Genomic DNA, 16,850 nt, shown 5'->3' with positions numbered 1-16,850 from the left:
CCGCGGTGAGGAGGGTCAGGACTGCGGCAACGCCGGCCGCACGGGCGCGAGGTGTGAACACGACGCCTCCATTTTCCAGGGGGTGTAGCAAGAAGGTAGGGGAACTTGTACAAACAAGCGAGCACCAGTAAGTCGCATGAATGTTGCTCTTTCATGAATGGGGAGGGTCGGGAATGGTCGCGCGCTATGAACGGATCGCCGATGCCCTGCGCGAGGAGATCCTGTCCGGCGTGCACCCGGTCGGCTCCCAGCTGCCCAGCGAGGCCGAGCTGGCGGAGCGGCACGCTGCGGCGCGCGGCACCGTACGCCAGGCGGTGGCCGTGCTGGCCGCCGAGGGCCTGGTCGGCTCCCGGCAGGGGGCCAGGCGCATCGTGCTCGGCAGGGCGCGCAGCCAGAGCTTCGCTGAGCTGCACAGCTTCGCTCAGTGGGCCCGCGCGAACGGTTACCGCTTCGGCGGCCAGGTGATCGCCCAGCGCCGCCGCCGCGCGAGCGGCGCCGAGTCGGCCAGACTCGCCTGTGAGGAGGTGCTGGAGGTGCTGCGGGTGCGCTCGCTGGAGGGCGAGCCCGTGCTGCTGGAACGCACGGTGTACGCCGGGTGGGTGGCCGCCGCCGTCGAGGAGCTGCCCGCCGACTGCGAGTCCGTCACCGAGGCCCTGTACGCCTCCACCGGCCTGGTGTTCGCCTATGGCGAGCACCTCATCGACGCCGTGGCCGCGGGCGCTGAGGACGCCCGTCTGCTGGGCGTGCGCAGGGGCAGCCCGCTGCTGCGCCAGCGACGGGTGACGACCACCCACGAGGGCAGGCCGGTGGAGTCGTCGGACGACCGCTATCGCCCGGGCAGCGTGGCCTTCAGCATCCGCAACTCGATCGGCGCGAACCCGCTCGCCCGGCAGGCGGGCGACTTGCGTTTCGGGCCGGGAGAACATATGTTCGAGTCATAAGCGCCCGTCTTCCCCCGGGTGGCTCAGCACAGGCACCACCAGAGCCGCGGGGAGACGCGTCTTGAGCAGACTCTATGGCGATCCGATAGAGGTGTGGACCCGAGACGGGGAGCCCACCCAGTTCGTCTGGCGTGACCGGCTCTATCTCGTCCGCCGCGTGCTCGACCAGTGGGTGGTCGCGCGCGAGTGGTGGAAGACCGGCGAGGGCGACCCGGGTGAGCGTCAGTTCTGGCGGGTCGAGGCCAGCCCCGGCCGCGAGGTGGGCTCCTACGAGCTGCGTTACGACACCGCCGGCAACGGCTGGCTGCTGCTGAGGGCGTGGGACTGATGGCGCCCCCGTTCCCCCACCTCAACGTGAGCTCCGCCTACTCGATGCGCTACGGCACCGCGTTCCCGCGCGCGCTGGTGAGCAGGGCGGCCGACTACGGCATGGACATCCTGGCGCTGACCGACCGCGACGGCCTCTACGGCGCGATCAAGCACGTGCAGGCGTGCGCCGAGGCCGGCATCGCGCCCGTCGTCGGCGTCAACCTGGCCCTCGACGCGCCCGCCGGGGCGTTCACCCCGGTGCCCGGCATCCGCACGCCGCGCCCGCGCACCGGCCCCGCGGCGGAGGACCGCGTCACGGTGCTGGCCCGCGGCAAGGGCTGGTCGCGGCTGGCCCGCCTGGTCACCGCCGCCCACTACGCGGGCGAGCGGGGCGCGCCGAAGGTGACCCGCGAGCTGCTCGCCGAGTGGGCGGGCGGCCCCGGCACGCCCGGATTCGGCGCCGAGGACGGCCTCGTGGTGCTGCTCGGCCCCCGCTCCGACGTGGGCCGCGCGGTCGCGGAGCGGCGCGACGAGCACGCGAGGACGCTGCTCGGCCTGTGGCGCGCCGCCTTGCCCGGCGTGGTGGTCGAGCTGGTCGACCAGTACGGCTTCCGCGACGCCACCACGGCCGTGCGCATGCTCGGCCTGGCCGAGTCGATGGACGTGCCCGCAGTCCTGACCAACGGCGTGCGCTACCTCGACCCCGCCGACCACCAGGTGGGCGACGTGCTCGACGCGGCCCGCCAGCTCGTCCCGCTGCACCCGCGCCACCTCGACCGCACCACCTCCCACGCCTACCTCAAGGGCACCAAGGAGATGCTGCAGGTGGCGGCCAAGGTGTGCGCGGGCGACCAGGAGCGGATGGTCCACCTGCTGCGCACCACCAGGCGGCTGGCGGAGGCGTGCGCGATGGACCCGCTCGACCTGCTGGCGCTGCGCAACGACCCGCCCGCGCTGCACCTGCCCGAGATCGGCCGCGACCCGGTGCCGCTGCTGCGCAACCGGGTCGAGCACGGCCTGTTCAGGCGCGGGCTCGACCGCTCGGCCGAGGCCAGGCGGCGGCTGGACGACGAGCTGGCCATCATCGAGCGCAAGCGCCTGTCGGGCTACTTCATCGCGGTGGCCGGCATCACCGACATGATCCGCGGCATGGGCATCCGCTGCGCCATCCGCGGCTCGGGCACGGGCAGCCTGGTCAACTACCTCATCGGCATCGGCGAGGTGAACCCGCTCGACCACGGCCTGCTCATGGAGCGTTTCCTGTCGGAGGGCCGCATCGGGCTGCCCGACATCGACGTCGACGTCGAGTCGGCCCGCCGCCTCGACTGCTACCAGGCCATCTTCGAGCGTTATGGCGAGTCCAGGGTGGCCTGCGTGTCCATGATGGAGACCTACCGCGCCCGCAGCGCCATCCGCGACGTCGCCGGCGCCATGGGCCTGCCGCCCCACGAGATCGACGCCATCGCCAAGGCGTTCCCGCACATCAGGGCCAAGCAGATCACCGCGTCCCTGCACGACCTGCCCGAGCTGCGCGAGAGCCGGCTCGGTGACGCGGGGCTCGACCGGGTGTTCCGGCTGGCGGAGAAGCTCGACGGGCTGCCCAGGCACATCGCGCTGCACCCGTGCGGCGTGCTGATCGGCAACGCGGGGCTGCGCGACCGCACGCCGGTGGAGCGCAGCCTGCTGGAGTTCCCGATGTCGCAGTTCGACAAGGAGGACGTGGAGGAGGCGGGGCTGCTCAAGCTCGACGTGCTGGGCGTGCGGATGCAGTCGGCCCTGGCGTACGCGCTGAGCGAGATCAAGCGGGTGGACGGCGTCGAGGTCGAGCTGGACACCCAGCACGGCGACGAGCGGCCCGACGTCCAGTACGTCCCCCACGACGACCAGGAGACGTACGACATGATCTGCGCCTCCCGCACCCTGGGCTGCTTCCAGATCGAGTCGCCCGGCCAGCGCGAGCTGGTCGCCAAGCTGGAGCCGCGCAGGATGCACGACCTGATCGTGGACATCTCGCTGTTCCGTCCAGGACCGGTCAACTCCGACATGGTCACCCCCTACCTCGAGGCCAGGGGCGGCTGGCGGCAGCCGTACTACCCGCACGAGCGGCTGCGCGAGGCGCTGAAGGAGACCCACGGGGTGGTGGTCTTCCACGAGCAGGTGCTGAAGATCATCTCGGTGATGACCGGGCGCGACCTGTCCTACGCCGAGAAGCTGCGCCGCACGCTCGACACGCCGGAGGGCCGCGCGCGGGTGCGCCGCGCGTTCGTGCCGCTGGCCAGGGCCAACGGGTTCGACGACGCGGCCGTGGAGCGGGCCTGGCAGGTGCTCGACGCGTTCGGCTCGTTCGGGTTCTGCAAGGCGCACGCGGCGGCGTTCGCGCTGCCCACCTACCAGTCGGCCTGGCTCAAGCGGCATCACACGGCGGCGTTCTTCGCCGGCGTGCTCACCCACGAGCCCGGCATGTACCCGCCGCGCGTCATCATCGACGAGGCCAGGCAGTGCGGGGTGCGGATCCTGCCGCTCGACGTCAACAAGTCGGGCAAGGACTGGCAGGTCGAACGGCTCGGGCCGCGCGTGCAGGTGCGGGTGCGGCCGTCCGGGCTGGAGGGCGGCTCGCGGGTGCGCAGGGAGTTCAGGATCGGCGACATCGGCAAGGGGTACGCGCTGCGCGTGCCGTTCTCGGCCATCAAGGGCGTGAGCGAGGCGGAGGTCGAGCGGATGGTGGCGGGGCAGCCGTACACGTCGCTGGCCGACTTCTGGGACCGCGCCAGGCCGTCGCGGCCCACGATCGAGCGCATCGTCCAGGTCGGCGGCCTCGACGCGCTGCACGACCTGCACCCCGGCGGCCCGCGCTGGCGGCCCGGCGAGCTGACCCGCCGCGACCTGATCGCCCAGGTGGGCGTGCTCGACCGGGCCTCGGCCCACGGCGTGCAGGCGGGCCCGCGCAAGTCCCGCCGCTACAGCTCCCACATGGACGTGTCACCTCCCCGGAACGCGGCTCCTCCGGCGGTGCAGCTCCCGCTCGGGTTCGGCGAGAGGCTGCCGCCGGGGGAGCTGCCCGAGATGACCGAGACCGAGATGGTCGAGGCCGAGCTGGACATCCTCGGCATCGACGTCAGCCGGCACGTCATCAGCTTCCACCAGGAGCTGCTCGACGCGCTCGGAGTGGTACGTTCCAGCGACCTGCTCCGCCAGCGCAACGGGGCGGAGATCCTGGTGGCCGGGGTCAAGGTGGCCACCCAGACGCCGGCCATCCGCTCGGGCCAGCGGATCATCTTCACCACGCTCGACGACTCGACGGGGCCGATCGACCTGACGTTCTTCGAGTCGGTGCAGGGCCGGTGCGCCTCGATCGTGTTCGGCTCGTGGCTGATGCTGGCCAGGGGAGTGGTCAGGCGCACGGGGGCGCGGGCGGTGACCATGCGGGCGGTCGACTGCTGGAACCTGGCCGACCTCGACGCGCTCTGGCGCTCGCAGGGCATCGAGGCGGTGCGCGCCCTCATCGACCGGACTCCCGAGGAGGCGGCGGGCGTCGGCGGCCGGCCGATCGAGTACGCCAACGGCTTCCGCCTGTCGCCCTACTCCGACCTCGCCCCCGCCGTCACCACGAACCCGCCGCGGCAGCTCTGGCACGCCAGCCCCGGCAGCTCGGGCCCGACGGCGGCGTGACCGCTCAGCCGGTCTGCGGCTGCGTCTGAGGCGGCGCCTGAACAGGAGCCTGAACAGGCGGCTGCACAGGAGTCTGTACGGGCGCCTGCGGCTGCTGCGGGATCACCGGCTGAAGCTGTGTCTGAAGCTGTGTCTGGGGCTGGGGTGCGGGCTTGGGGTGCGCGGAGACCCGCAGGGTGCCCGACTCCAGGGTCCACGTCGTCCGCGCGGCCCGCTGCAGCCCGGCCAGCTCCCGCACCGTGGCGGCGCACAGCACCGCCGCCACCGCCGCGCAGGCCAGCTCGGGCACGCCCACGCCGGTCAGGTCGACGTCCGACGAGCCGAGCGGCAGCCGGATCGTCACCATCGCCAGCGTGGCCAGCCAGCTCAGCCACCACGCGGCCAGCAGGACCAGCCACCTGCCCCGGCGGCCGGCCGGCGGGCGGGCGCCCCGCCACACCTGGTCGACCAGCACCACGGGCGCGACCAGGTTGACCAGCGGGATCAGCCAGGCCGCCGCCACCGGGCCGGTCGCCGCCGAGCGGTCGTTGGCCCGCCTGGCACGTACCAACCAGGTCGCGTACGCGGCGGCGGCGGCGATCGTGGTGCCCGCCACCAGCATCATCAGCACCGCGAACAGGGTCACCGCCCCCACCACCGCCTCGGCGTCGGCCCCCTGGGGCCGCCCGCCGAACGCGGCGAGCTGCACGGCGAGGTCGCGGCCGCGGGTCAGCTCGAAGATCACGAGGGCGGCGAGGGAGAGGACCTGGGCGGTCAGCGTCACGTAGACGGCGGCGGCTCTGGCGGGTGATGCCTGGGTGTAGCGCACGTTGTTCTCCCCCCGGGCCATGCGCTGAGGTTCTGATTCACTTGTATCCCGGGAGCCCCGCTGTTAATCAGCTCACCACGCCGGATTCCCACGCCCATGCCGCGATTCCGACCCTGTTGCGCACGCCGAGCTTGGCCTGGATGCTCCCGAGGTGCGTCTTCACCGTCGACAGCGACACGAACAGCTCGGCGGCCACCTCCTTGTTGGTCCGTCCCCTGGCCACCAGGCGCACGACGTCCAGCTCGCGGTCGGTCAGCGGGTCGGCGGCCGGCAGCGGGGCCGGCGTGCGGGGCTGCGACAGGTGCTGCAGCAGCCGTACGGTCACCGAGGGCGACACCAGCGCGTCGCCCACCGAGGCGGCCCTGACGGCCTCGACGAGCAGCGTGGGGCCGCTGTCCTTGAGCAGGAAGCCGGTGGCGCCGGAGCGCAGGGCGCCGTAGACGTACTCGTCCAGGTCGAACGTGGTGACGATGACGACCCGCAGCGGGTTCTCCACGCCCGGCCCGGCCAGCGCCCTGGTCACCTCCAGCCCGTCCAGCTTGGGCATCCTGATGTCGAGCAGGCACACGTCCGGGCGCAGCCGCCTGGCCTCGGCCACCGCCTCCGCCCCGTCGGCGACGGCGGCCACGACCTCCATGTCCGGTTGCGCGTCCAGGATCATTTGGAAGCCGGTTCTTACCAGTTGCTGGTCGTCGGCGATGAGTACCCGAATAGTCACCCGACAACTCTATGGAGCGGCCGGGACGAGGATCGGCCGTTCGGCCGATGACGGACCGACCGCACGGCCGATCCGCCGGTCCCTTCCTTCCCGGAAGGCTGGTCGCCATGAACGACGTACTTGTTGGACGAGCCCTGACCAAGCGGTTCGGGCAGACGACGGCGCTGGGTGGCGTGGACATCACCGTTCCGGCCGGCGAAGCGGTGGCGATCATGGGACCGAGCGGGTCCGGCAAGTCGACCCTGCTGCACTGCCTGGCCGGCATCATGAAGCCGGACGACGGCGAGGTGCACCTGCTCGGGCAGCGCATCGACAAGCTCGGCGAGCGCAGGCGCAGCGCGCTGCGGCGCACCCGCTTCGGCTTCGTCTTCCAGTTCGGCCAGCTGCTGCCCGAGCTGCCCGCCGACGAGAACGTGGCGCTGCCGCTCATGCTGGGCGGGGTGCCGCGGACGCAGGCCGTACGCCAGGCCCGCGAGTGGTTCTGGCCGCTCGGGCTGAACGGCATGGAGACCAGGCGGCCGGGCGAGCTGTCCGGCGGCCAGGCGCAGCGGGTGGCCATCGCCAGGGCCCTGGTGACCAAGCCGGCGGTGGTCTTCGCCGACGAGCCCACGGGGGCGCTCGACCAGCAGACCGGCCAGGAGACCATGCGGCTGCTGGTGGAGGCGACCAAGCACAACGGCGCCTGCCTGATCGTCGTCACCCACGACCCCAACGTGGCCTCCTGGTGCGACCGCACGGTCGAGGTCCGCGACGGCCGCCTGCTGGCGAGCGGGGCGATGGCGTGAACCTCGACCTCACCTGGCGCCTCATCAAGGGCGGCGGGCGCAAGGGGATGCTCGGCACCTGGCTGACGTTCGGGGCGGTGGCCGTGGCGACGGCGCTGCTGCTGTTCGCGGTGGCCGCCAATTTCGCCTTCCAGGCCAGGGCCGAGCGCGGTGCCTGGCGCAACCCGGTGCCCGCCACCACGGGCGCGGTCGCCGTCGAGGCGCAGCGCTTCGACTTCGTCCGCGACCAGAAGATCACCGTCATCGACCTGGCCGCGCTCAAGGGCGCGGACCCGGAAGCGCCGCCCGGCCTGCCGCGCTTCCCCGCGCCCGGCGAGGTGTGGCTGTCGCCCGCGCTCGCCGAGCTGGCCGACGAGCTGCCCGCGGCCGAGCTGGCCGCGCGCTATCCGAAGCGCGCGGGCGTCATCGGCGACGAGGCCCTGGTGTACCCGGGCGAGCTGGTCGCGGTCTTCGGCCAGGCACCGGACGCGCCCGCGATGACGGCGCCCCGCCTCGACGACTGGGTCATGTCCAGGCCGCCGGTCAAGGTCGCGAGCCTGGCCGGGGAGCCGAGCGAGGACGCGGTCGCCTACCAGTGGCTGTCCGCCATCGCCGGGGTGCTCATGGTGGTGCCGCTGCTGGTGTTCGGCGGGGCGGCGGCGCGGCTCACGGTCGCGAGACGTGACCGGCGGCTGGCCGCGCTGCGGCTGGTCGGCGCCACACCCGGCCAGGTCGTCGCGATGACCGTGACCGAGGCGGTGCTCGTCGCGCTGGCCGGCGCGCTCACCGGAGCCGTCGTCTACGCGCTGTCCGTGCCGCTGCTGACGCGCATCGAGATGCAGGGCGGCCCGTGGTTCGCCGGCGACCTGCTGCCCGGCCCGCTGCTCCTCGCCGGGGCGCTGGTCGCGGTGCCGCTGCTGGTCGGCCTGTCGGCGGTGGCCGGGCTGCGGCGGGTCGTGGTGAGCCCGCTCGGCGTGGCCAAGCGGGAGACGCCGCCCGCCATGCGGATCTTCCGGGTGCTCGCCCTCTTCGCGGCCCTCGCCGTCTTCCCCCTGCTGAGCAGGGAGACCAGCGTCACCCTCATCGCGATCGCGCTCGCCCTGGCGTTCCTCTGCCTCAACCTGGCGGGACCCTGGGTGGTCGGCGTCATCGGCCGCATCGCGGCCAAGAGCGCGCGCGCTCCGGCCGGGCTGCTGGCCGCCCGGCGGCTCGTGGACGACCCGCGCTCGGCCTGGCGCACGGTGAGCGGCGTGGCGCTGACCGGGTTCGTGGCGGGCTTCCTCGGCCTGCTCAGCCCTGGGGCGTTCGAAGAGGTCACAGGGCCGCCCCAGCTCAGCGTGAGCGTCACCGAGGGCAAGCTCGCCGAGGTGGCCGGGCAGGCCCGCGACCGGCTCAAGGAGGCCGGCGTGACCGCCACCGTCGAGCCGCGGGACAAGGCCGTGGTCGCCGCGCTGGGCAGCTCGGCCGACGCCGCGACCCTGGACAGGGCGCGTACCGCGCTGGCCGGCCTCGTGCCCGGCCACACGCCCACCACCCAGGAGGAGGGCCGGCGCTTCGGCTCGGAGATCCTCGCCGACATCAGGGTCGGGACGATCGTGGTGCTGTCGGTGTCGTTCCTGGTGGCCATCACCAGCTCGGGGATCACCGCCATGTCGTCGGTGCTGGACCGGCGGCAGACGTACGGGCTGCTGCGCCTGGCCGGCACGCCGCTGGAGGTGCTCGACAAGGCGCGTAGGTCCGAGACGCTCATCCCGCTGACCGTGATGGGCGGCGGCGCGATCCTGACCGGGGTGTTCTGCGGGCTGCCGTTCATGCTCGGCGAGCCCAACGTGACCGGCGCGCTGACCCTCGCGGTCTGCGTCGTCGCCGGCTTCGCCGGGGTGGTCGGGGCGGGCGCGCTGAGCCGGCCGCTGCTGCGCTCGGTCACCACCGACCCCGCGCCGCGCCCCGACTAGCCGCTAGCCGAGCACGAGGTCGCGGACGAGCTTCAGCGAGGGCTCGTCCCGCACCCCCATCACCAGCAGGCTGGTGACCGGGCTGCGGTGCCACAGCTCGAGGCGTTCCTTGATCCGGCCGGGCGGGCCGACGAGCGAGATGCCGTCGGCCAGCTCGTCCGGGATCGCACGGAACGCCTCGTCCCTGCGTCCTGCCAGGTAGAGCGACTGGATGTGCTCGGCGGCCTCGGCGTAGCCCATGCGGCCGATGATGTCGGCGTGGAAGTTGCGCTGCTTGGCGCCCATGCCGCCGATGTAGAGGGTCAGCATGGTCTTGACGCCGTCGAGCGCGGCCCGTACGTCGTCGGAGATCACCACCAGCACCATGGCGGCCACGTCGAAGCCGGCGGGGGCGCCGGCGAGCGCGTCGCCGTACATCTGCTCGATCTTCTCGGGGAACGCGAACAGCGGCAGCCAGCCCTGTGCCACCTCGGCGGCCAGGGCCACGTTCTTGGGCCCTTCCGCGCCGAGATAGACGGGGATGTCCTGCCGGAGCGGGTGCGTGATGAGCTTGAGCGGCTTGCCGAGGCCGCCCGGCAGCGGCAGCGGGTAGTGCGGGCCTTCGCCGGTCACCGGCTCCTCGCGGCGCCACACCTTGCGCATGATCTCGACGTACTCGCGGGTCCTGGCCAGCGGCTTGGCGAACGGCTGGCCGTACCAGCCCTCCACGACCTGCGGGCCCGACGCGCCCACGCCCAGCAGCAGCCGGCCGCCGGTGAGGTGGTCGAGGGTCATCGCGGTCATCGCCGTCGTGACCGGCGGCCTGGCGGAGATCTGCGCGATCGAGGTGCCGAGCTTGATGCGGCTGGTACGCGCGCCGTACCAGGCGAGGGGGGTGAACACGTCGCTGCCGTACGCCTCGGCGGTCCACACCGAGTCGTAGCCGAGCCGTTCGGCCGCCAGCACCGATTCGGTCGCGTCGTCGGCGCGGCGCTGCCAGTAGCCGAGGTTCAGGCCGAGCTTCATTTCAAGGACCACCTCCGGAATTAAGTTCTATTACTGCCGTGGCGGCCCAACGTGTCAATGGCGGATCCTCCGGGGAAGTCACACTCTGTGCTGAAGGCCCTGTCGCGACTCGTCTGCCTGCTGCTCCTGCTGCCGGCGGCCGAGCCCACCGTGGCCCAGAGCCAGTCGCGGCCCAACATCGTCGTCATCATGGCCGACGACCTCGAGACCGGCACGCTCCACCACTTCCCGACCATCACCCAGCAGCTCGTGGCCCAGGGCGCCTCGTTCGACCGCCACTTCGTGACCAACTCCTGGTGCTGCCCGTCCCGTTCGTCGATCCTGCGCTCCCAGCACGTCCACAGCCACGGCGTGCTCACCAACACCGCTCCCGAGGGCGGCTTCCACCGCTTCCACGAGCTGGGCCTGGAACGATCCACTCTCGGCACCTGGATGCAGCAGGCCGGCTACCGCACCGCGCTGATGGGCAAGTTCCTCAACCACTATCCGGGGAACTCGGCGCCCGAGACGTACGTGCCGCCCGGCTGGAACGACTGGCGGGTCCCCGTACGCGCCCTCTACGAGGAGTACGGCTACCGGCTCAACGAGAACGGCGCGCTGCGCGACTACGGCTGGGCCGAGCAGGACTACCTGTCCGACGTGCTCGCCGGTCACGCCCGCTCCTTCATCACGGCCTCCGACCAGCCGTTCTTCCTCTATCTGAACCCGGTGGGCCCGCACAATCCGGCCAATCCCGCCTTCCGGCACGCCGAGGCCTTCCCGATGGAGGTCGCGCCGCGCACGCCGTCGTACGACCAGGACGACATCAGCGCCGAGCCGCTGTGGATGCAGATGCAGCCGCCGCTGTCGCCGCGCGCGGAGGCCGCCGTCGACGAGCGGCACCGCGCCAGGCTGCGCTCGATGCTCGGCGTGGACGACCTGGTCGGCTCGGTGCTGCGGGCTCTGGAGGAGTCGGGCAAGCTGGAGAACACCTACGTCTTCTTCACCTCCGACAACGGCTTCCACCTCGGCACGCACCGGATCAAGCACGGCAAGACCACGCCGTTCGACGAGGCGATCAGGGTGCCGCTCGTCGTCAGAGGGCCGGGCGTCGCGCCCGGCTCGACGGTCGCGCACATGAGCGCCACGATCGACCTCGCGCCGACCGTCGCCGAGCTGGGCGGCGCCACCGTTCCGGACTTCGCCGAGGGGCGCTCGCTGGCGCCGCTGCTGCGCGGGCAGCCGCCGCCGGAGTGGCGCAGACAGGTGCTCGTGGAGTTCGTCCGCCCGGCCAACCGCATGTCGGCGGCCCAGACGCCCGTGCCCGCCTACCAGGCGCTGCGCACCGAGCAGTACACGTACGTGCGGTACGAGACGGGGGAGCGGCAGCTCTACGACCTTGACGCCGACCCCTACCAGCTCGACAACCTCGCCATGTCCGCCGACCTGTCGCTGCTGGCCCGGCTGGACGAGCGGCTGTCGGCGATGGTCGCGTGCTCGGGGGCGACCTGCCGGCAGGCCGACCGGGTGGAGTGAGACCGGGTGGAGTGAGACCGGGTGGAGTGAGCGGGTCAGCGGAAGAGCGTGGGGTAGGCGTGCGCCAGATGCTCGGAGACCGCTCGCGCCGCCTCCTCGGGGTCGCCGCCGTCGATGGCCTCGAGGATGCGTACGTGGTCGGCGCGCAGCACCGAGGTGTCGCCCAGCCGGCGCACCGCCTCCACCGAGTACTTGCGCATCGAGTCGCGCAGCGACCGCATGATGGCGGCCACCAGCCGGTTGCCGGAGGCGTCCGCGATCGCGCAGTGGAAGGCCGTGTCGTGCTCAACGAACTCCTCAGGCGACCCGGCCGCGTCCATCCCGGCCAGCGCCGCCGCCAGCTCCGTGGTGGCGGCACCCCCTGCGGCACTCACTGTGGCACTCACTGTGGCGGCGCGGGTGGCGGCGTGGGCGGCCGCCCACTGCTCGATCATGTGCCGGGTGTCGATGACCTCGCGCATCTCCAGGCCGGTCAGGCCGAGGTGGAGGCGCAGCAGGTCGCTCAGCGCCGAGTCGGGGCGCGAGGTGAGCACCGCGCCCGCGTCGGGGCCCCGTCCCGCCTGCGACGAGACCACGCCGAGGGTCTCCAGCACGCGCATCGCCTCGCGTACGGAGGAGCGGCTCACGCCGAGCTGCTCGGCGAGGTGCCGCTCGGCGGGCAGCCGGTCGCCCACGGTGAGGCCGTCCTCGGCGATGCGCCGCTCGATCTGAGCGAGGACGTCCTCGAACGTCCGCGTCCGCTTGACGGGACGCCAGCCGGTTCCGTCCAACAGCCCTCCCTGGCCGGACATGATGGCTTCGAGTATGGTCTGACCATATTGTGGTCGGACCATACCTTTGGAAGGAGAGTCGTGCGAGTCGCCCTGTTCATTACATGCGTGAACGACACGCTCTTCCCCGGCACCGGCAAGGCGGTCGTGTCGCTCCTGCGCAGGCTCGGCTGCGAGGTGGACTTCCCCGCCGCCCAGACCTGCTGCGGGCAGATGCACGTCAACACCGGCTATCGGACAGAGGGCGTACGGCTGGCGCGGCACTTCACGGAGGTCTTCGCCGGGTACGACGCCGTGGTGGCGCCGTCGGGATCGTGCGCGGCCATGGTGCGCGAGCAGTATCCGAAGCTGGCCAAGCCGGGCAGCCGGGGCGCGGCGGCGATCGCGGAGGTCGCGCCCAAGGTGTACGAGCTGTCGGAGTTCCTGATCGACGTCCTGAAGGTTGACGACGTCGGGGCATATTTCCCGCACCGGGTGACATATCACCCGACGTGCCACTCGCTGCGCGGCCTCCACCTGGGCGACCGTCCCCTGCGGCTGCTGCGGAACGTGCGCGGCCTCGAACTCGTCCCGCTGCCCGGCGCCGAGGAGTGCTGCGGCTTCGGCGGCACGTTCGCCGTGAAGAACCCGGCGATCTCCGCCGCGATGGGCGCCGACAAGACCCGCAACATCCTGGACACCGGCGCCGAGGTGCTGTGCGCGGCCGACAACTCCTGCCTCATGCACATCGGCGGCACGCTGGGCCGGCAGCGGGCGGGCGTCAGGACCATGCATCTGGCCGAGATCCTCGCGTCCACGGAGGAGGCCCAATGAGCGCGACATTCCTCGGAATGCCAGGAAATTTCCCGGAAAACTCGGAGAAAGCTGTCCAGAACTCGCAGCTGCGCTTCAACCTCCGCAAGGCCACCCACACCATTCGCGGCAAGCGCGCCTCCGTCGTCGGCGAGCTGCCCGACTGGCAGGAGCTGCGCGCCGCCGGCAAGGCCATCAAGGACCACACGCTGCGCAACCTTGACCGCTACCTGCTCCAGCTGGAGGCCGCGGTCACCACGGCCGGCGGCACCGTCCACTGGGCCAGGGACGCCGCCGAGGCCAACCGCATCGTCACCGAGCTGGTCAAGGCCACCGGCGAGCACGAGGTGGTCAAGGTCAAGTCGATGGCCACCCAGGAGATCGGGCTCAACGAGGCGCTCGCCGAGCACGGCATCAGCGCGTACGAGACCGACCTCGCCGAGCTGATCGTGCAGCTCGGCGACGACTTCCCGAGCCACATCCTGGTTCCCGCCATCCACCGCAACCGCTCGGAGATCCGGGAGATCTTCCTCGACAAGATGCCCGGCGTCTCGGCCGACCTCACCGACGACCCGCCCGCGCTGACCGAGGCGGCCCGGCTCCACCTGCGCGAACGCTTCCTCAGGAGCAAGGTCGCGATCTCCGGCGCCAACTTCATGGTGGCCGAGAGCGGCACCCTCGTCGTGCTGGAGTCGGAGGGCAACGGCCGCATGTGCCTGTCGCTGCCCGAGACCCTCATCAGCGTCGTCGGGATCGAGAAGCTGCTGCCGTCCTGGCGGGATCTGGAGGTGTTCCTCCAGCTTCTGCCGCGCAGCTCCACCGGCGAGCGGATGAACCCGTACACGAGCATGTGGACCGGCGCCGTCGAGGGCCAGGACTTTCACCTGGTGCTGCTCGACAACGGCCGCACCGACGTGCTCGCCGACGAGGTGGGCCGCCAGGCGCTGCGCTGCATTCGCTGCTCGGCCTGCCTGAACGTGTGCCCCGTGTACGAGCGGGCCGGCGGCCACGCGTACGGCTCGGTCTATCCGGGGCCGATCGGCGCGATCCTCACCCCGCAGCTCAGAGGCATGACCTCGGAGCTGGACGCGTCGCTGCCGTACGCCTCCAGCCTGTGCGGCGCCTGCTACGAGGTGTGCCCGGTCGCCATCGACATCCCAGAGGTCCTGGTGGACCTGCGCGCCAAGGCGCCGCACGGCGCGGCCGAGAAGGCCGGCATGAAGGTGGCCGGCTGGGTGCTCGACGACCACGAACGCCTGGCCAAGGCGCAGCGCGCGGCCTCCCGCCTGCGCAAGGTGGTACCGAGACGGCTGCCGGGGCCGCTGTCGGCGTGGACCGACACCAGGGACGTGCCGGAGATCCCCGAGGAGCCGTTCAGGGACTGGTGGCAGCGGACCGGCGGCGGCGCGGGCGAGGAGGCGGAATGAGCGCGCGTGAGGAGATCCTGGCCAGGATCGGCAGGGCCGTGGCGGGGGCGCCCGATGTCGAGATCCCGCGCGGCTACCGCGTGCGGCGGGAGGTGGACACGGCCGAGCTGGTACGCCTGTTCGCCGAGCGGGTGGACGACTACCGCGCGATCGTGCACGTCGTGGCGGCTGCCGACGTGCCGGCCACCATCGACGCGTGTCTGGGCGAGCGCAGGATGGTCGTCCCCGACGGCTTCGACCGGGAGGGCGGCTGGCCCGACCTGCGGACCGCCGACGGCGTGATCACCGGCTGCGCGGTCGCGGTCGCCGAGACCGGCACCATCGTCCTCGACCATGGCCCCGGCCAGGGCACGCGGGCGCAGACGCTGGTGCCCGACTACCACCTGTGCGTGGTGCGGGCGGACCAGATCGTCCCCGGCGTGCCTGAAGCGATCGCCAGGCTCGACCCGTCGCGGCCCCTCACCTGGATCAGCGGGCCCTCGGCGACCAGCGACATCGAGCTGAACCGGGTCGAGGGCGTCCACGGCCCCCGGACCCTGGAAGTGGTCATCAGCACCTGAGGCACTCTGCTGAGTGCCACCGCCGGTCCTGGCCGGTGGCGGTGGCCCGTCGCGGCGTCCTGGTCTGGGCGATGGGCCGTCGCGGCGTCCTGGCCTGTGGTGAGGCGCCGTGGCGGCGTCCTGGCCTGTGGTGAGGCGCCGTGGCGGCGTTTCTGTCAGTAGCGCAGGACCGCGGCGACGTCCTTGACGTCGTCGGTGAACCACAACTCGGCGTCCGTCATCGCGGCCGCCCTGACCAGCGCGGAGTCGGCGCGCTCACGCACCGGCTCGGCCACCCCCCAGTGGCGCAGCTCGTTGGGATCGGTGCCCACCTGCGTGCCGCCATCGCCGACCCAGACCGGCGCGGGCAGCTCACCGGGCATCAGCACCGCGTGCACGCGGCCCTCGCGCAGCGCCTGCGCGACGCGCGCGGGCCCGGCGGGCGCGGCCGACTCCTGGTGACGTTCGAGCAACTCGGCGCAGCGGCGGGCGAGCCACTCGTCGAGCGCGCGCTCCACGTCCTTCTCGAACTGCCCGTGGTCGTCGCGGCTCCCGTGCTCGACGATCGTCACGCGGTCGGCCGACTGGGTGCCGAGATGGCGCAGCAGGTACGAGCGCGACTTCGGCTGCCCGGCCACCAGGACCAGCTCCGCGCCGATCCTGCGTACCTGCTCGTCGATCTCGTGCGCGACCGCGACCGCGTTCTTCTCCCAGGTGTCCTCCACGGCCTGCTCGTAGCGGCGCTGCGACCAGCCGCCCTGTGACGTCTTCTGCAAAGGCCACGACTCGGCCTCCACCGTCGTCCTGCGCGGCGCGCCGCCGCCGTACACGGTCACCTCGGCCCCCGCGTGGTCCACGATGACCCGGATGTGCGGCACGTTCTCCCCGCGCCGCATCAGCATCGGCGTGACGTGCGGCAGCGGCGAGCAGGTGGCCAGCTCATCGGGCGGCCGCGCCAGCGACTCCGCCAGCACCACCGTGCCGTCCGTCGCGAACAGCGCCCGCCCGGCGGCGGCCTGCAGCGCCTCCTCTTCGAGCGCCTCGATGGTGGCGTCGTCCACCTGGTGGTCGAGCCGGTCGCGGACGCTGCGCCAGTGGGCCTTGCGCTCCGGGACGGTGAGCGCTCCCATGTAGACCGACGCGTACGGTCCGCGCCGGTCGTACAGGGGGCGGATGAAGTCGAGCCGCACGGTTCAGAACCTCCGCTGCTCCACGCCGAGACCGAGGGTCTTGGCGATGTCGGACATGTTCGTGTAGTCGCGATCGGGCAGCGACTCCACCATGTCGGTCACGGGATCGGGAGCGCCTTCACGGCGGGCCCTGGCCAGCAGTTCCTCCTTCGAGGCCGGCCAATGGGTGTCGCTCAGCCACTTCGCCAGGTCGCTGCGGACGTCCACGTCACGCTGCGTCATGCCCTCCGAGACGCCGGGCGCGTGGCCGGGCGGGTACGACGACGACTCCTCTCCGGCGGACGGCATGGCCTCGGGCTCCTTCCACTCCTCGGCGTGCGTCGTGCCGCCGCCGCGCATCATGCCCTCGGTCTCGTGCTTCTGCTCCTCGTCCAGGCGGGGTCCGTGCTTGTCGCTCCCACGTTCCATGCTTCTCTCACTCCTCTCTGATGCGCCCCTACCCCCGCTT

The 16,850-nt window shown here is 72.2% G+C and carries 15 protein-coding genes; 9 read left to right on the top strand and 6 right to left on the bottom strand.

From position 1 onward, the window contains the following. Positions 1-173 precede the first annotated feature (173 nt). The 3 genes from ACFFR3_RS00125 (at position 174) to ACFFR3_RS00115 (ending at position 4,919) form a co-directional block, all read left to right on the top strand. Positions 174-941 carry a GntR family transcriptional regulator gene (locus tag ACFFR3_RS00125; protein WP_345388186.1) on the top strand — a complete coding sequence of 256 codons (768 nt, stop codon included), beginning with the start codon at positions 174-176 and terminating at the stop codon, positions 939-941. Between the two features lie 61 nt (positions 942-1,002). Beyond that, positions 1,003-1,269, top strand: a complete 267-nt coding sequence (locus ACFFR3_RS00120; protein ID WP_253759025.1) for a DUF6504 family protein — start codon at positions 1,003-1,005, stop codon at positions 1,267-1,269. Next, positions 1,269-4,919, top strand: coding sequence for a DNA polymerase III subunit alpha (locus ACFFR3_RS00115; protein WP_379482388.1), 3,651 nt, complete (start codon positions 1,269-1,271; stop codon positions 4,917-4,919). Before ACFFR3_RS00120 ends, ACFFR3_RS00115 begins: the two co-directional genes overlap by 1 nt. A gap of 4 nt (positions 4,920-4,923) precedes the next feature. Here ACFFR3_RS00115 and ACFFR3_RS00110 read toward each other — a convergent pair whose 3' ends face one another. Beyond that, a complete protein-coding gene (locus ACFFR3_RS00110; protein ID WP_379482387.1) occupies positions 4,924-5,748 on the bottom strand; it encodes a DUF4328 domain-containing protein in 825 nt (274 codons plus the stop codon). Positions 5,749-5,794: 46 nt separating this feature from the next. Continuing rightward, on the bottom strand, positions 5,795-6,445 hold the full coding sequence (locus ACFFR3_RS00105; protein WP_345388176.1) for a response regulator: 651 nt from the start codon (positions 6,443-6,445) through the stop codon (positions 5,795-5,797). 107 nt (positions 6,446-6,552) lie between these two features. Here ACFFR3_RS00105 and ACFFR3_RS00100 point away from each other — a divergent pair, with 107 nt between their 5' ends. Then, positions 6,553-7,230: an ABC transporter ATP-binding protein gene (locus ACFFR3_RS00100; RefSeq protein ID WP_345388174.1), complete on the top strand. Its 678-nt coding sequence runs from the start codon at positions 6,553-6,555 to the stop codon at positions 7,228-7,230. Beyond that, positions 7,227-9,164, top strand: a complete 1,938-nt coding sequence (locus tag ACFFR3_RS00095; protein ID WP_379482386.1) for an FtsX-like permease family protein — start codon at positions 7,227-7,229, stop codon at positions 9,162-9,164. Before ACFFR3_RS00100 ends, ACFFR3_RS00095 begins: the two co-directional genes overlap by 4 nt. A gap of 3 nt (positions 9,165-9,167) precedes the next feature. On the opposite strand, the gene ACFFR3_RS00090 is transcribed toward ACFFR3_RS00095, so the two are convergent. Then, positions 9,168-10,169, bottom strand: a complete 1,002-nt coding sequence (locus tag ACFFR3_RS00090; RefSeq protein WP_379482385.1) for an LLM class F420-dependent oxidoreductase — start codon at positions 10,167-10,169, stop codon at positions 9,168-9,170. Between the two features lie 87 nt (positions 10,170-10,256). Here ACFFR3_RS00090 and ACFFR3_RS00085 point away from each other — a divergent pair, with 87 nt between their 5' ends. Then, positions 10,257-11,684 (top strand): sulfatase family protein, encoded by a 1,428-nt coding sequence (locus ACFFR3_RS00085; protein ID WP_345388168.1) that lies wholly within the window; start codon positions 10,257-10,259, stop codon positions 11,682-11,684. Positions 11,685-11,719: 35 nt separating this feature from the next. On the opposite strand, the gene ACFFR3_RS00080 is transcribed toward ACFFR3_RS00085, so the two are convergent. Continuing rightward, entirely contained in the window at positions 11,720-12,454 is a 735-nt protein-coding gene (locus tag ACFFR3_RS00080) for a FadR/GntR family transcriptional regulator (protein ID WP_345388166.1), read from the bottom strand. An 81-nt stretch (positions 12,455-12,535) separates the two neighbouring features. Here ACFFR3_RS00080 and ACFFR3_RS00075 point away from each other — a divergent pair, with 81 nt between their 5' ends. Genes ACFFR3_RS00075 through ACFFR3_RS00065 form a run of 3 tightly spaced genes read left to right on the top strand, consistent with a single transcriptional unit; the run spans position 12,536 to position 15,233 of the window. Continuing rightward, on the top strand, positions 12,536-13,267 hold the full coding sequence (locus tag ACFFR3_RS00075; RefSeq protein ID WP_345388164.1) for a (Fe-S)-binding protein: 732 nt from the start codon (positions 12,536-12,538) through the stop codon (positions 13,265-13,267). Continuing rightward, entirely contained in the window at positions 13,264-14,673 is a 1,410-nt protein-coding gene (locus ACFFR3_RS00070; RefSeq protein ID WP_379482384.1) for a lactate utilization protein B, read from the top strand. Before ACFFR3_RS00075 ends, ACFFR3_RS00070 begins: the two co-directional genes overlap by 4 nt. After that, the gene (locus tag ACFFR3_RS00065; protein ID WP_364381269.1) at positions 14,670-15,233 is read left to right on the top strand and encodes a LutC/YkgG family protein; all 564 of its coding nucleotides are present in this window, start codon (positions 14,670-14,672) and stop codon (positions 15,231-15,233) included. The genes ACFFR3_RS00070 and ACFFR3_RS00065 overlap by 4 nt, the downstream gene beginning before the upstream one ends. Before the next feature lie 155 nt (positions 15,234-15,388). Here ACFFR3_RS00065 and ACFFR3_RS00060 read toward each other — a convergent pair whose 3' ends face one another. Both ACFFR3_RS00060 and ACFFR3_RS00055 read right to left on the bottom strand, forming a co-directional pair. Next, the gene (locus ACFFR3_RS00060) at positions 15,389-16,402 is read right to left on the bottom strand and encodes a baeRF2 domain-containing protein (protein WP_379482383.1); all 1,014 of its coding nucleotides are present in this window, start codon (positions 16,400-16,402) and stop codon (positions 15,389-15,391) included. A 3-nt stretch (positions 16,403-16,405) separates the two neighbouring features. After that, complete coding sequence (locus ACFFR3_RS00055) at positions 16,406-16,810, bottom strand: DUF2795 domain-containing protein (RefSeq protein WP_345388156.1); 405 nt, start codon at positions 16,808-16,810, stop codon at positions 16,406-16,408. Between the last annotated feature and the right edge of the window lie 40 nt (positions 16,811-16,850).

Origin of the sequence: Nonomuraea salmonea, from assembly GCF_042428605.1 — a bacterium.
Classification (GTDB): domain Bacteria; phylum Actinomycetota; class Actinomycetes; order Streptosporangiales; family Streptosporangiaceae; genus Nonomuraea; species Nonomuraea salmonea.
Note: the sequence above shows the minus strand (reverse complement) of the source record. Positions and strands in the feature narration are given on the sequence as shown.